This is a genomic window from Novosphingobium sp., from assembly GCF_965229225.1.
Taxonomy (GTDB): domain Bacteria; phylum Pseudomonadota; class Alphaproteobacteria; order Sphingomonadales; family Sphingomonadaceae; genus Novosphingobium.
Genome location: NZ_OZ245867.1, coordinates 2,274,359 through 2,288,290, shown reverse-complemented (window position 1 = coordinate 2,288,290; position 13,932 = coordinate 2,274,359). Strand labels below are relative to the sequence as shown.

The 13,932-nt window shown below is 66.3% G+C and carries 11 protein-coding genes; 8 read left to right on the top strand and 3 right to left on the bottom strand.

The genetic code is table 11. The annotated features are described in order from the left end of the window. The first annotated feature begins 114 nt into the window (after positions 1 to 114). Entirely contained in the window at positions 115 to 1,230 is a 1,116-nt protein-coding gene (gene ald, locus ACO06X_RS10505) for an alanine dehydrogenase (protein ID WP_421836252.1), read from the top strand. Positions 1,231 to 1,291: 61 nt separating this feature from the next. Beyond that, positions 1,292 to 2,992, top strand: coding sequence for a diguanylate cyclase domain-containing protein (locus ACO06X_RS10500; protein WP_421836251.1), 1,701 nt, complete (start codon positions 1,292 to 1,294; stop codon positions 2,990 to 2,992). Here the strand turns inward: ACO06X_RS10500 and ACO06X_RS10495 are convergent. After that, a complete protein-coding gene (locus ACO06X_RS10495) occupies positions 2,989 to 3,375 on the bottom strand; it encodes an acyl-CoA thioesterase (RefSeq protein WP_421836250.1) in 387 nt (128 codons plus the stop codon). The genes ACO06X_RS10500 and ACO06X_RS10495 overlap by 4 nt on opposite strands. A gap of 2 nt (positions 3,376 to 3,377) precedes the next feature. Continuing rightward, positions 3,378 to 5,441, bottom strand: coding sequence for a S9 family peptidase (locus tag ACO06X_RS10490; RefSeq protein WP_421836249.1), 2,064 nt, complete (start codon positions 5,439 to 5,441; stop codon positions 3,378 to 3,380). A 64-nt stretch (positions 5,442 to 5,505) separates the two neighbouring features. Between ACO06X_RS10490 and ACO06X_RS10485 the strand changes: the two genes are divergently transcribed. From ACO06X_RS10485 to ACO06X_RS10460, 6 genes are all read left to right on the top strand, one after another. Beyond that, positions 5,506 to 7,323: an aminopeptidase P family protein gene (locus ACO06X_RS10485; RefSeq protein WP_421836248.1), complete on the top strand. Its 1,818-nt coding sequence runs from the start codon at positions 5,506 to 5,508 to the stop codon at positions 7,321 to 7,323. A gap of 56 nt (positions 7,324 to 7,379) precedes the next feature. After that, entirely contained in the window at positions 7,380 to 7,754 is a 375-nt protein-coding gene (locus ACO06X_RS10480) for a VOC family protein (protein ID WP_298168880.1), read from the top strand. Positions 7,755 to 7,759: 5 nt separating this feature from the next. Continuing rightward, positions 7,760 to 8,155 (top strand): cupin, encoded by a 396-nt coding sequence (locus tag ACO06X_RS10475; protein ID WP_421836247.1) that lies wholly within the window; start codon positions 7,760 to 7,762, stop codon positions 8,153 to 8,155. A gap of 126 nt (positions 8,156 to 8,281) precedes the next feature. Further along, positions 8,282 to 8,968: an EF-hand domain-containing protein gene (locus ACO06X_RS10470; RefSeq protein WP_421836246.1), complete on the top strand. Its 687-nt coding sequence runs from the start codon at positions 8,282 to 8,284 to the stop codon at positions 8,966 to 8,968. 3 nt (positions 8,969 to 8,971) lie between these two features. Continuing rightward, positions 8,972 to 9,730, top strand: coding sequence for a response regulator (locus tag ACO06X_RS10465; protein WP_421836245.1), 759 nt, complete (start codon positions 8,972 to 8,974; stop codon positions 9,728 to 9,730). Continuing rightward, positions 9,723 to 11,147, top strand: coding sequence for a sensor histidine kinase (locus ACO06X_RS10460; protein ID WP_421836244.1), 1,425 nt, complete (start codon positions 9,723 to 9,725; stop codon positions 11,145 to 11,147). Before ACO06X_RS10465 ends, ACO06X_RS10460 begins: the two co-directional genes overlap by 8 nt. A 46-nt stretch (positions 11,148 to 11,193) precedes the next feature. Here ACO06X_RS10460 and ACO06X_RS10455 read toward each other — a convergent pair whose 3' ends face one another. Continuing rightward, positions 11,194 to 13,872 (bottom strand): M1 family metallopeptidase, encoded by a 2,679-nt coding sequence (locus tag ACO06X_RS10455; RefSeq protein WP_421836243.1) that lies wholly within the window; start codon positions 13,870 to 13,872, stop codon positions 11,194 to 11,196. Positions 13,873 to 13,932 lie beyond the last annotated feature (60 nt).

Below are 13,932 nucleotides of genomic sequence, written 5' to 3'. Positions count from 1 at the left end.
GAGCTACAACAGGAAATATCACCAAAACTGGCACCGCGATACCGCCAATGAGGTGAAACAGCGCGCGCGCCAGCGTGTATCCTTTCGCCATCCGAGAACGAAAAGGATCCTGCCATGCGTGTCGGTACCGTCCGTGAGATCAAGAACCACGAATACCGCGTCGGCCTGACGCCCGAGAGCGCGCGCGAGCTCGCCGCGCATGGTCACGAAGTCTGGGTCGAAACCGGCGCCGGGCTCGGCATCGGCGCGGCGGACCGCGACTACGAAGTCGCTGGTGCGGTGATCAAGCCCGATGCCGCAACGATCTTCGCCGGCTGCGAAATGGTCGTCAAGGTCAAGGAACCGCAGGCCATCGAGCGCGCGCAGCTGCGCGAAGGCCAGATCCTGTTCACCTATCTCCACCTCGCGCCGGATCCTGAACAGACCGCCGATCTCGTGAAGTCCGGCGTCACCGCCATTGCCTATGAAACCGTGACCGGCCCGGGAGGCCAGCTCCCGCTGCTCAAGCCGATGAGCCAGGTTGCGGGCCGTATGGCGATCCAGGCCGGCGCGACCGCGCTGGAAAAGGCGCATGGCGGACGCGGCGTGCTGCTCGGCGGCGTGCCGGGCGTGCTTCCCGCCAAGGTCGCGGTAATCGGCGGCGGCGTCGTCGGGTTCAACGCGGCGCAGATGGCCGCCGGCCTTGGTGCAGACGTCACCATTCTCGACCGTGATCCCGATGTGCTCGAACGGCTCGGCACGCACTTCGAAAGCCGCGCCAAGACGCGCTTCTCCAATCAGGCCAATCTTGCAGACTGCGTCGCCGAAGCGGACCTGGTTATCGGCGCGGTGCTGATCCCCGGCGCCGCCGCGCCCAAGCTGGTCACGCGCGCGATGCTTGCCACGATGAAGCCGGGTGCGGTGCTGGTCGATGTCGCGATCGATCAGGGCGGCTGCTTCGAAACCAGCCACGCCACCACCCACGCCGAACCGACCTATGTGGTCGATGGCATCGTCCACTACTGCGTCGCCAACATGCCCGGCGGCGTTGCGCGCACCAGCACGTACGCGCTCAACAACGTGACCCTGCCGCATGCGCTGAAGATCGCCGATCTCGGCTGGAAGGCGGCGCTCGCGGCCAATCCGCACCTCGCCGCAGGGCTCAACGTCCATGCCGGCGAAGTGACCTACGAAGCCGTCGCGCGCGAGCTGGGGTATGCTTACCGCCCGTTCGCGGAACTCCCCGCCTGATCGGGCGGCCAAGTTAACTCCCCAATAAGCCCCTTTCGCTAGAATCGGGCTCATGGACTGGATGTGGCGCAGGTTTGTGCTGTTCGGGCTGGTGGCATTGCTGACCGGCCTGTTCGGCATGCCTGCCGCTGCGGCACCCATTGTCGCAAGCCAGACATGCCATGCCTCGGCTGACGCAGCAGAAACCTACGCAGACTTGCGCCGCGCGCCGGACCGGTGGTTGTGCTCTGATTCCGAATACGACATCGGGCCCGAGAGCCTGTTCCTCCGCTATCGCCTGACCGATCCGGCCAAACCACGCGCGCAGAGCCTTGTCACCCATGCCTCGCCATTTCGGGCCATCACGATCTGGGTGGTCGACGAGGGTGGCGCGGTCAGCATGCAGCGCTATTCGCCGGCTTCGGTCCATCATCTGATCGACGGGCCGATGATGGTCATGCCCCTGCCGCAGACCCCGGCGCGCCCGCGCCTTGTCACCGTGCGGATCGATCAGCCGTGGAACAAGACCATCGCCAGCGAGGCGCGCCTCGATAGCGAGCCTGAAGGATCCGGCTGGGATATGGGCGTGGTGGTCGCGATGGCGGTGATCTGCGGCATGCTGGTCGTGCCGCTTCTGCTCAACTTCGGCTTCTACCTCGTGCTGCGCCGCCCGTTCGTGCTGTGGCACATCGTGATGGTCGGGCTGATGCTGGTGGAGACCGTGATCGGCACCGGCTTCATCCACATCGGGGCGGACCCCGATGCGGCGACCGAGATCGCGATCAACAGCCTGTGCTTTGGCGCGGTGGCCGCGGCGGGGCTGATGTTCCTTGTCACCTTCCTCGAACCCGATGCGCTATCGCCGTGGCTGCGCCGGTTGATGATCGGCTGCGCGCCGCTGGTCATGGCCGGAGGCATCTTCACCGCGCTCCCGATCGAGGCACTGCGCCCGTGGAGCGCGCTGGGCATCTACTCCGGCATTTCGCTCGCGATCGTGATCATCTTTATCGGCATCACCGATGCCTGGCGGCGCGGCAGCAAGCTCGTCTCGTTCCTCATGGTCGGCTGGAGCCCTGTGCTGCTGGTAGGGGTCTACCGCATCGGCAGCTACCTCCTGCCAAACGCGCGACCGACGGAATCGGTCGTCATTTTCCAGCTTGCGCTTGCGGCCGAAGTGCTCGCCAATTCGCTGGGCATCGTGATCCGGTTCCTTGAACTGCGGCGCGAGCGCGACCTTGCCAATGCGCGCGCGACCGAGCTTGAAGGCGTTGCCGGCCGCGATGCGCTGACGGGCCTGTGGAATCGCCATTCGATCGAGCGGCGCTTCAACGATCTGTTCTGCCTCGGTTATCGCACCATGGCGGTGATCGATCTCGATCATTTCAAGCGGATCAACGACCTGCATGGCCACGCGGTCGGCGATGCGGTGCTCAAGGTGGTCGCGACCACGCTGGCCGAAGATCCCGAAGCCTGCGCGATCCGCATGGGCGGTGAGGAATTCCTGCTGCTGCTGCGCGGCCCCGGCAGCGCCGAGCGGGCAGAACGCTGCCGCCGCGCGCTCAGCACGCGGATCGCGGCTGCCGTGCCGGGCCTCGGCCATGTCGTCACCGCCAGCATGGGCCTTGTCGAGCATGATCTCGCCGGCACGCTCGATGTGGAATTTGCGGTGCTCTACAGCCACTGCGACCGCCTGCTCTATGAAGCCAAGCGCCTGGGCCGCAACCGCACGATGCGCGAGCGGCTGACCGGCTTTGCGCCAGAATTGCAGTTGCGAACCGGCTAAGTGGTAAACAGCGCCGCCATCTCCGCCGGCACACGCTGGATGCGCCCGCTGGCCTTGTCGATCAGCACCCATTGCGTCCGCGCGCTGACGATCACCTTGCCCGAGGAATTGCGGAAATCGACCCGCCGGTCGAACCGCGCTCCGCGCGGGGCGTCGGGCACGAAGGTCTCGCCCGTCACGCTTTCGCCCAGCGCGATATTGCCGCGATAGTCGATCTCGTGCCGCGTCACGACCCACACGTAAGCCGCCTGCCATGCCGCCGGGGCCAGCGCCTCCCAGTGCGAGGTGGCAAGCGCTTCCATCCACTGCACCCACACCGCGTTGTTCACATGGCCCAGCACGTCGATGTGCTCCGGCCCGGCGGTGAAGGTCATGCTATGCATGATCAGGCCGCAACCCCCAGCTGCGCGAGGATGAACGCAAACTCCTCCGCCGTCTCGCGCAGGCCTTCGAACCGGCCCGATTTGCCGCCATGCCCCGCGCCCATGTTGGTCTTGAGCAGCAGTTCGTTGGCGTCGGTCTTCAACTCGCGCAGCTTCGCCACCCACTTGGCGGGTTCCCAATAGGTCACGCGCGGATCGTTGAGGCCCGCCGTCACCAGCATCGGTGGATAGGCCTGGGCGCGCACCTGATCGTAGGGCGAATAGGAGCGGATCAGCTCGAACGCATCCTTGTCCTCGATCGGATTGCCCCATTCGGGCCACTCGCCCGGGGTCAGCGGCAGTTCGGCATCGAGCATCGTCGCCAGTACATCGACGAACGGCACATGCGCCGCCACCGCGCCCCACAGCTCGGGATCGGAATTGATCACGGCGCCCATCAGTTCGCCGCCTGCCGAGCCGCCCGCAATCGCGATCCGGCCCGCTGCGGTGAACCCTTCCGCGATCAGCCCCTTCGCCACATCGACGAAATCGTTGAACGTGTTGGTGCGCTGCTCAAGCTTGCCGGCCTTGTACCAGCGCCGCCCCAGATCATCGCCGCCGCGGATATGCGCGATGGCATAGGCAAAGCCCCGGTCGACAAGGCTCAGTCGCGTGGTTGAAAAGCCCGGCCCGATGGCAATGCCATAAGCGCCATAGCCATAGAGATAGAGCGGCCCACTCGCTTTGCGGCCCTTGCGCCATACGACGGAGACCGGCACCGCCGTGCCATCCCGCGCGGTGATCTCCAGCCGCGCGGTTTCATAGAGCGCGGCATCATAGCCGCTCGGGATTTCCTGCGTCTTCAGCAGTTCGAGCCGCCCTTCGGCCACGTGATAGTCGTAGACCGAAGCCGGGCTGGTCATCGACTCATAGCTGACCCGCAGCTTGTCCATCGCCCATTCCGGGTTGTCGCCCAGCGAAGCCTCGTAGCTCGCCTCCGGGAATGCGATGGGTTCGATCCGGCTGGGATCGTCGTAATACCGCACCTCGATCCGATCGAGCCCGCGCACCCGGCCTTCGACCACATAGAAATCGCGGAAAAGGTCGAAGCCGGTCAGATAGAAATCTTCCGTCCCCTCGATCAGCGTCGTCCATTCGCCGGGGCTGGCGAGCGATGCCGTGGCAAGGCGGAAGTTCTCGTGGGTGTCGTTGGTATGGATGAACAGCGTCTCGCCGCGCACATCCACATCGTACTCCACGCCGGTCTGCCGCGCCTTCACCAGCAGCGGCGCGGCCAGCGGATCGGCAGCGGGCACCAGCCGCACTTCGCTCGTCTCGTGATCCCCGGTCGCAATCACCAGCCATTCGTCGTTGGCGGAAAGCCCGGCGGAAACGCGGAAGCCCTCGTCATCCTCGTGATAAAGCTCGACATCGCTTTCCACCGGCGTCCCCAGCCAGTGCAGCCGCGCGTTGTCCGTGCGCCACTGTGCATTGGCGAGGCTGTAGACCAGCGCCTTGTCGCCCGCCGCCCAGACCAGCGCCGAAAGCGTGCCCGGAATTACGTCGGGCAGCACTTCTCCGGTCGCGATCACCTTGATCCGCGCGGTAAAGCGCTCCGATCCGTTGTCGTCCACCGCCCAGGCCAGCATGCGCCCATCGTTCGAAACCGAAAGCGCGCCCAGCCGGAAGTATTCCGTGCCCTCGGCCAGTGCCACTTCGTCGAGAACCAGTTCGTCTGGCCCGCCAGCGACCGGCCTGCGCCACCACTTCTTGTACTCGGCGCCTTCCTCGTATTCGATCCAGTAGAGCCAGTCGCCGTCCTTCTGCGGCACCGACTTGTCGGCTTCCTTGATCCGCCCGCGCATTTCGGCGAGCAGCGTTTCAACCGTGCCCTGATGCGGCTTCATCCGCGTTTCGAACCAAGCGTTCTCGGCCTCCAGATGCGCGAGCACTTCGGTGTCCGTTACCTCGGGATAGCCGGGATCGCGCAGCCAGTTGTAGGGATCCTCGATTGTCACCCCGTGATGGGTGAATGTGTGGGGCTTCTTGGCCGCAACCGGAGGCGCGGTGGGGGTGGTTTCCGTCATTCCCCGCATCTATGGTGTGCAGCATAAGCCCGCAAGGCGGGTGATACGCTTCAGGACACGACCCATGCTGATGAAAGTCGAACAACAGGGGCACGAAGCCCGGCTCGAAGCCCTGCGCAAGGAACTCGCGCGGCAGCAACTCGATGGCTTTGTCATCCCCATTTCCGATGAGCACATGAGCGAATATGTCGGCGCCTATGCCCAGCGCCTCGGCTGGCTGACCGGCTTCGGCGGCTCGGCGGGCACCGCTGTCGTGCTCAAGGACAAGGCCGCGATTTTCGTTGACGGGCGCTACACGCTGCAAGTGCGCGAACAGGTCGATGGGCGGCTCTATGAATACCAGTCGGTGCCGCAGACCTCGGTCGCGGCATGGCTCGGTGAAAACGCCCCTGAAGGCGGCCGCATCGGCTATGACGCCTGGCTCCACGGCAAGGGCTGGGCCGATAGCGCCGCTGCCGCGCTGAAGGCGCGCAAGGCCGCGCTTGTCGCCGTCCAGCAAAACCCGATCGACGCGATCTGGCAGGATCGCCCCGCGCCTTCCGCCGCCCCCGCGCTCGTCCATGCAGACGAATATGCCGGTGCTTCGGCCCACGAAAAGCGCGCCGAAGTCGCCGCCTGGCTCACCGCGCGCGGGCTCGATGCCGCCGTGATCTCTGCGCTCGATTCGGTCGCCTGGCTGCTCAACATGCGTGGCTCGGATGTGGACTGCACGCCGGTCGCGCTCTCCTTCGTGCTTGCCCATGCCGACGGCACGGCAGACCTGTTTATCGCGCCCGAAAAGGTCACGCCGGAACTCGCCCAGCATCTCGGCAACGCGGTGCGGGTGCAGGACCGCGCCGCTTTCACCCCCGCGCTGGCCGCGCTTGCGGGCAAGAAAGTCGCGGTCGATCCCGAACGCGCGGTCGCGGCCATCTATCAGCAGCTAGCCGCTGCCGGGGCTGAAACCGTCTCTGTCACCGATCCCACGGTGCTGCCCAAGGCCCGCAAGAACCCGGTCGAGCAGGCCGGTCACCGCGCCGCGCAGGCGCGCGATGGCGCTGCGATCACCCGCTTCCTCCACTGGCTATCGAACGCCGCGCCGCAGGGCACCGAAACCGAGCTTTCCGCCGCCGCTGCGCTCCGTGCCGAGCGCGAGAAGACCGGCCTCCTTCGCGATCTTTCGTTCGACACGATCTCCGCCGCCGGCCCCAACGGCGCCAGCCCGCACTACAAGGTGGACGAGCACACCAACCGCCAGATCGAGCCCAACAGCGTCTATCTCGTCGATTCGGGCGGCCAGTACCTTGATGGTACGACCGACATCACCCGCACCGTCTGGATCGGCCCCGATGCGCCACCCGCCGAAGTGAAGGACCGCTTCACCCGCGTGCTCAAGGGCCATATCGCGCTCGATCAGGCGGTGTTCCCCGAAGGCACAAACGGCAGCCAGCTCGATAGTTTCGCGCGGCAGTTCCTGTGGTCGGTGGGGCTCGACTATGCCCACGGCACCGGCCACGGCGTCGGCAGCTTCCTTGCCGTCCACGAAGGCCCGCAGCGCATCGCCAAGGCGGCGGGCGGGCAGGCCGGCACCGGCCAGGCCTTGCTTCCCGGCATGATCCTCTCGAACGAGCCCGGCTACTACAAGGCGGGCGAATACGGCATCCGCATCGAAAATCTCGTGCTGGTCGAGGAGCGTCAGATCCCTGGCGCCGAGGGCATGTTCATGGGTTTCGAAACCCTGACTTTCGCGCCGATCGATCGCACGCTGGTCGAGCCTGCGCTGCTGCTGGAACACGAGCGCGCGTGGTGGAACACCTATCACGCAAAGGTCGAGGCGCTCCTCGCCCCGCAGCTCTCCGGCGCGGACCTCGCCTGGCTGGAGGCTGCCTGCGCCCCGTTGTAAGCTTTTTTGTTCGTGTTATGTTCTGATTATCGCGACTCGACGAAGAGGAGGTTTGCATGATCGGCTACGTAACTTTGGGGACCAACGATCTGGCGCGCGGCGCCGCGTTCTATGATGCGCTGGCTGCCGAACTGGGCACCAAGCGCATGTACGAATGGGACGGCGCGATCGCGTGGGGCGAAGCGGGCGGTGCCGCTGGCATCGGTCTGATGAAGCCCTACAACGGAGAGCCCGCCACCGTCGGCAACGGCGTGATGGTCGCGCTTGAGGCGAAGGATAATGCGCAGGTGGACCGGCTATACGCCGCCGCGCTCGCCAATGGCGGCACCTGCGAAGGCCCTCCGGGTCCGCGCGGGGAAGGCGGGTTCTATGCCGCCTATTTCCGCGATCCCGATGGCAACAAGCTCAATGCCTTCGTGATGGGGAGCTGAAAGCCATGGCGCACCGGCTCGATAGGCAACCCATCCATATCGGGCCCGGTGCGCGGGCCGTGCCGCAGCCGCCGTTCACCGGCATGGACTGGTATGGCGATTACATCGCCCGCCACGGGGCTGACGGCGCGGAGGGCCGTCTCGTCAGCCAGCACTCTTTCACCGAGAGCTGGGATAGCTGGGAAATGCACCCGGCGGGCGATGAAGTCGTGCTGATGCTGAGCGGGGAGGGCGTGCTGCATCAGGAATTCGCCGATGGATCAGCCGCCGAAGTCCGCCTCGTTGCCGGGGAATATGCGGTCAATCCGCCCGGCGCGTGGCATACGATGGATCTGGTTTCGGCCGAAGCAACGGCGCTTTTCATCACCGCCGGCCTCGGCACCGAACATCGCCCGCGCTGAAACCTCCGCGACAAAGTGCGACAAAACACTCTGCTGGCGGCATAACTGCGCGACAACTCCGGCCTAGGACGGACACAGCCGGAAAGGGGCTTTTTCCCAGTTCCGTCCGAACAAGGACCGAGACCGATGAAGAAAACCACCCTTGCCGCCTCTGCGGCTGTCGTGCTCACCGCCGCCACGGCGCTCTATGCCGTCTACCCGGCCTTTGCCGAACCTGGCCGCGACCCGATGGGGGGCGCCACGGTGACATGGGCCGATGCCAAGGCCAAGGCCGACGCGATGTGGACGAAGCTGGACGTCAACAAGGATGGTGTGCTCAATGCCGCTGACCGCGAGGCCAAGATGGCCGAGATGTTCGACATGATTGATGCCAATCACGATGGTTCGATCAGCAAGGCCGAATTCATGGATCACCACAAGAAGATGATGGAAGGCGGCTGGAAGGGCGGAAAGGGCCGCGATGGCGCGCCCGGTGATATGCTGCCGCCGCCTCCCGGCGCAGGCATGGGTAAGGGCATGGGCATGATGATGGGCCCCGGCGCGCACATGCTCCACAAAATGGCCGAGAAGGCCGATGCGAACCATGACGGCACGATTACCCGCGCCGAATTCGATGCTGCCGCCAAGGCGCGCTTCGATGCCGCCGATACCAATCACGATGGCAAGTTGACTGCCGCCGAACGCCGCGCTGCGTGGATGTCCATGCGCAAGGAGCACGGCGGTTGGGGTCAGGGCCGCGGGATGCGCGGCCATCACGGCATGGGCGGCGACATGGGCGATATGCTGCCCCCGCCGCCACCCCCGGGTGCCTGAAGCATGGCGGCAGCTCCCGCACCTCTACCCGTGAGCACCCGCGTGCTGGTGGTTGATGACGAGGCTGCTCTGCGCGAGCCTCTGGCGGACTATCTTGTCCGCCAGGGGTTTGCTGCGGAGCAGGCCGCCAGCGCCGCCGAAGCCCGCGCCCGCCTTGCCGCAGAGGCCTTCGATATCGTCCTACTCGATATCATGATGCCCGGCGAGGATGGCCTCTCGCTCTGCCGTCACCTGATCGAGGCGCGCGGCCTCCCGGTGATCTTCCTCACTGCGCGCGGCGAGGCGACCGACCGTATTGTCGGGCTCGAGATCGGTGCGGACGACTACGTGGTGAAGCCGTTCGATCCGCGCGAACTGGTTGCCCGCATCCGCTCCGTGCTCCGCCGCGCCGCCCGTGCGGCAGGCACGGCAGACAGCGCGGCTGCGGACGAGTTCCACTACACCTTCGAAGGCTGGCGGCTCGATCCGCTGCGCCGCCGGCTGATCGACAGCGAAGGCGCGGTCGTCGCCATCTCTTCCGCCGAGTTCCGTCTCCTCGTCGCCTTCCTCGATCACCCCCGCCAGGTGCTGGACCGGGACCGCCTGCTCGATATGGTGCAGGGCCGCGAGGCGCATCTGTTCGACCGTGCGGTGGACAACCAGATCAGCCGTCTGCGCCGCAAGATCGAGCGCGACAGCCGCAATCCCGAACTGATCCAGACCGTGTGGGGCGGCGGCTACATGCTCGCAGCCGAAGTGCGCCGGGTCCCTGCTGATGGCTGAACCCGCACAAGGCCTCCGCCTGTGGCCGCGCAGCCTGCAAGGCCAGATGCTGCTTGCCATCGCGCTCGCACTGATGGTCGCGCAGGGGCTGTCCGCAGCGCTGATGTGGCGCATGCAGCACGAGCGGCACTTCGCCGGCCTCGTCAACTATGCTGCGTTCAGCCTGCTCGGCCGCAATCCGCGCGCACAGTTTGGTCCGCCGCCACCGGCAGACGGGGAGGGGCCCGAAATCGGCTTCCGCATGCCGCGCCCGCTGCGCGTGCAGGAAGAAGCGCGCGCGCCGCAGCTTGCCGGTGATCGCCGCCGGCCCGAAATCGAACAGGCGCTGCGCCAGGTGCTCGAAGCGCAAGGCGTCGATGCCACGCAGCTCTTCGTGGCCGAGCGCGATCCGGCGCGCGATCCGGTCATCACCGAATGGCTGGCGCGGCGCGGACCGCGCATGGCCCGCCCGCCGGGCATGCCGCGCCCCCGCCTGATTGTTGCTGCGATAGGCCGCGCCGATGGCACGTGGCTCACGGCGCGTCTGCTCGCCCCGCGCACCGAACGCGCGATGCTGACGACGCTGATCCTGCAGACGCTCTTCATCTATGTGGTGCTGGTCGGCGCCGTCGCGCTCATCCTGCGCCGCATAGCGCGCCCGCTCAAAGCACTCACCGCGCAAGTCGAAGCTTTTGCCCGCTCGCGCGCGCTTGCCGGGCAGTTGGAGCCGGAAGGACCGGACGACATCCGCCGCCTGATCGTCGCGCACAACGCGATGGAGCGCCGCGTGGGCGCGCTGCTCGATGAGAAGGACGTGATGCTCGGCGCGATCGGCCACGATCTCAAGACACCGCTAGCCGCGCTGCGCGTACGGATCGAGGCGGTGGATGACGATATCGAGCGCGGCCGCATGGCCGCCACCATCGAGGACATCAACCGCTCGCTCGACGATATCCTGAGCCTCGCGCGCGTTGGTCGTCCGTCCGATCCACTCGAGCAGACCGAGCTCAGCGCCCTCGTTGCCGATGTCGTCGGCGAATACGAAGACATGGGCGAAGACGTTACGCTGGGTGATGCGTCCCGCATAGTCATGCAGTTGCGCGCCACCTGGCTCAGGCGCGCGCTGCGCAATCTCGTCTCGAACGCGCTGCGCTATGGCAGCCGCGCCCGCGTCACCCTCCGGCGCGAGGGTGGCGAGGCCGTGCTCATGGTCGAGGATGATGGCCCCGGCATTCCCGAGCACGAGATTACCCGGATGCTCGAGCCGTTCACCCGGCTCGAAGCCTCGCGCAATTCTTCCACTGGCGGTGCGGGCCTGGGCCTGACCCTTGCGCGCGCGATTGCCGACCAGCACGGCGGCTCGCTCACCCTCGCCAATCGGCAGCATGGCGGCGAGACCATCGGCCTCACCGCCACATTGCGCCTGCCGCTCCAATAGCCCTCTCCCCTTCAGGGGAGAGGGTTGGGAGAGGGGGGATCGCCGCTTAGTTGAGCTTCGCGATCGCCGCGGTCAGTTCGGCCCCGCGCACGTCCTTGAGCTTGCCGCACGACCGCACGCGTTCGATCGTCCGCTCCAGTTCGAGCGCGCCCGACTTGCCCGCGAACTTGGCGCGCAGCCCGTCGAACTCGTCGGCGGAAGCAACCGAGCAGAAGTTGCCGAGGATCTGCGGAAGCCGCGCGCCGAAGAAGATGCCCGCGCCGCCATTGAGCAGCTCGTCGAGGTGCGCCTTCATCCAGCTGTAGCCCCAGTCGCGCGTTTCGGGCGTGTAGACCACATAGCGCACGAAATTGAGCTTCTCGGACTGGCGCAGGCGCTTGTCCTGAAACTCGTCGAGCAGCCACTTGGCCGTTGCCGCATCACCGGTCGTGCCGATTGCGCCGAGCGCGGAGGGGCGGAACAGCGGATCTTCCGAAGCCAGCGCCTTGTCCATCAGCACCTTGGCACCGTCGAGCTTGCGCTCGCCGAGCCAGGCGTCGAAGGCCGCACCGAACAGCGCGGGATCGAGCGCACCGGCATCGCCGCCAAGATAGGCATCGGCAGCCTTGCTCAGTTGCGCGCGCAGCGCAGCGTCACGTGCCGTTCCGGCGAGCAGTTCGACCAGCTGCACCCGGCGCTGCTGCTTCTCCGGATCATCTCCGGCATGCGCGCCCGCCTTCGGATCGAGCCCCAACGCCTTGAGCTGCGGCGCATAAAGCCCGTCGACAAAGGCGCGGAACTTCGGCTTGGCGCTTTCCGCAATCACGCCGCGGGCGGCCATCGCCTGCAGCAAGCCGGTGGCATCGCCGCTGGCATAGCTGTCGGGATTGGCCGCTAGCGCGCGCGATCCAGCGATCAGCTGATCCGCCGTGACGCGGCCCGCGTAGAAGCTCGCGTTGAGGCTGTCTTCCACTGCCAGCGCCTCGCCGCCGCTCAGGCTCGGGGTTGCCGCGATCAGCGCGTCCCAGTCCTTGGCGGGAAGTTCGAAACGGTAGTATCCGGTGCCGCCCGCGTTGGGCATGATCGGCCCGGCGCTCTTGATCGTCACCGTCGTGGTGGTGTCGGTCATCAGCGAGCACTGGCGGATATCGCCCTGGCGCAGGCACAGCGGAATGCCCCACTTCGTCACCGGACCCTTCATGCCGTAGCGCACGTAGCGGCTCTGGGTCACCTTCCAGCTCTGCGGTCCTGCTCTCTCCAGCGTCACCAGCGGCACGCCCTGCTGATCGGTAAAGCTCTGCATTGCGGGCAGGATGCGCGGATCGCCCGCCGCCTCGGCCATCGCCTTGAAGAATTCGGCACTCGTCGCGTTGCCATACTTGTGCGCCGCCATATAGCCGCGCACGCCGTCGCGGAACTTGGTATCGCCCATGAACGCCGCGATCATCGCGACGACATGGCCGCCCTTGCCATACGTGATCGTGTCGAAGGCGGCGTCGATCTGGGCGTTCTTCTCGATCTTCTGATGGATCGGCCGGCCCGCGACCAGCGCATCGATGCCCATCGCGTTGAAGCCTTCGGCCAGCGCGCCCGCGCCGATATTGAGATCGGGGCGCCATTCGTTGCCGATGCGGAAGCCCATCCAGTTGGCGAAGCTTTCGTTCAGCCAGATGTCGTCCCACCATGCCGGGGTGACGAGATCGCCGAACCACTGGTGCGCCAGTTCGTGGCTCACCACCATGCCGAAGAGGCGCTTCTGGGCGGTCGAGGCCTTGTCATCCATGACAAGGATGCTGTCGGCATAGAGGTCTGCGCCCGCGTTCTCCATCGCGCCGGGCAGGATCGGCGTCGTGATCTGGTCGAGCTTGGGATAGGGGAAGCTCTGGCCGAAATAGGCTTCCAGATGCTCCACCACACCCTTCGTGCCTTCCAGCGCGAAGTCGAGCTTGCCGGCATTCTGCTTGGTCGAAATCACGCGGATCGGCAGCGGCGTCGGGCGCTGCGGCGTGGGCGGCACCACGCCTTCCACGGTCACGAAGGGGCCCACCATCAGCGCGACGAGATAGCTTGGCAGCGGCAGGGTCTGACCGAAGGTGTGGACGGTCATGCCGTTCGCGGTCTCGGTCTTCACCTCGGGCGCGTTGCTCACGGCCTTGAGGCCCGCGGGCGTCCGCAAGGTCACGTTCCACGGCACCTTGAAGCCGGGCTCGTCGAACGAGGGGAAGCTGGCGCGTGCATCGATCGATTCGTGCTGGGTCCAGCTGTACCAGTCATCGCCCACCTTGAGGTGGAACATGCCCGCCGGGCCTTCACCGAACGGCGCGTCGTAGTCGAATGCAAAGGTCGTCTTGCCCGCCGGCAGCGGCGCATCGAACGTGACAAGCGCCACGCCGGTCGGATCCACCTGGCGGAACGTGCCCGAAACCGGCTGGCCGCCGACCATCGCGGTCACCTTGCCGACCTTGAGGTCGCGCCCGTGCATCCACACATAGCGCCCGGCTTTCTTCACCTCGGCATCGATCTCGACATGCCCGGAGAAGCGCTCCTTGGTGGGATCGACGGTGAGATCGAGCCGGTAGCCTTGCGGCACCACCGCGCCATCGAGCTTGCCTGCGGGCATCACGCCCGCTTCGGCAGGGATGGGAGCTTCGGTAGTCGGCTGCTGCGCCAGCGCAGGAGAAGCGAGGAAGGTGCCGGCGAGCAATGTCGCGGCCAGAATAGCCGCCTTGGGCATGATCGAATGCATGAAAACCTTTCAGGTCAAGCCGGGGCTGGCCCGGGTTGGAATGCTGCCTGCCTGCCCCGA

Excerpts from the sequence above, each read along its gene's own strand:
- ACO06X_RS10500 (WP_421836251.1), top strand. The coding sequence starts at position 1,292 with ATGTGGCGCAGGTTTGTGCTGTTCGGGCTGGTGGCATTGCTGACCGGC.
- ACO06X_RS10455 (WP_421836243.1), bottom strand. The coding sequence starts at position 13,872 with ATGCATTCGATCATGCCCAAGGCGGCTATTCTGGCCGCGACATTGCTC.
- ACO06X_RS10470 (WP_421836246.1), top strand. The coding sequence starts at position 8,282 with ATGAAGAAAACCACCCTTGCCGCCTCTGCGGCTGTCGTGCTCACCGCC.
- ACO06X_RS10495 (WP_421836250.1), bottom strand. The coding sequence starts at position 3,375 with ATGCATAGCATGACCTTCACCGCCGGGCCGGAGCACATCGACGTGCTG.
- ald (WP_421836252.1), top strand. The coding sequence starts at position 115 with ATGCGTGTCGGTACCGTCCGTGAGATCAAGAACCACGAATACCGCGTC.
- ACO06X_RS10490 (WP_421836249.1), bottom strand. The coding sequence starts at position 5,441 with ATGACGGAAACCACCCCCACCGCGCCTCCGGTTGCGGCCAAGAAGCCC.
- ACO06X_RS10485 (WP_421836248.1), top strand. The coding sequence starts at position 5,506 with ATGCTGATGAAAGTCGAACAACAGGGGCACGAAGCCCGGCTCGAAGCC.
- ACO06X_RS10475 (WP_421836247.1), top strand. The coding sequence starts at position 7,760 with ATGGCGCACCGGCTCGATAGGCAACCCATCCATATCGGGCCCGGTGCG.
- ACO06X_RS10460 (WP_421836244.1), top strand. The coding sequence starts at position 9,723 with ATGGCTGAACCCGCACAAGGCCTCCGCCTGTGGCCGCGCAGCCTGCAA.
- ACO06X_RS10465 (WP_421836245.1), top strand. The coding sequence starts at position 8,972 with ATGGCGGCAGCTCCCGCACCTCTACCCGTGAGCACCCGCGTGCTGGTG.
- ACO06X_RS10480 (WP_298168880.1), top strand. The coding sequence starts at position 7,380 with ATGATCGGCTACGTAACTTTGGGGACCAACGATCTGGCGCGCGGCGCC.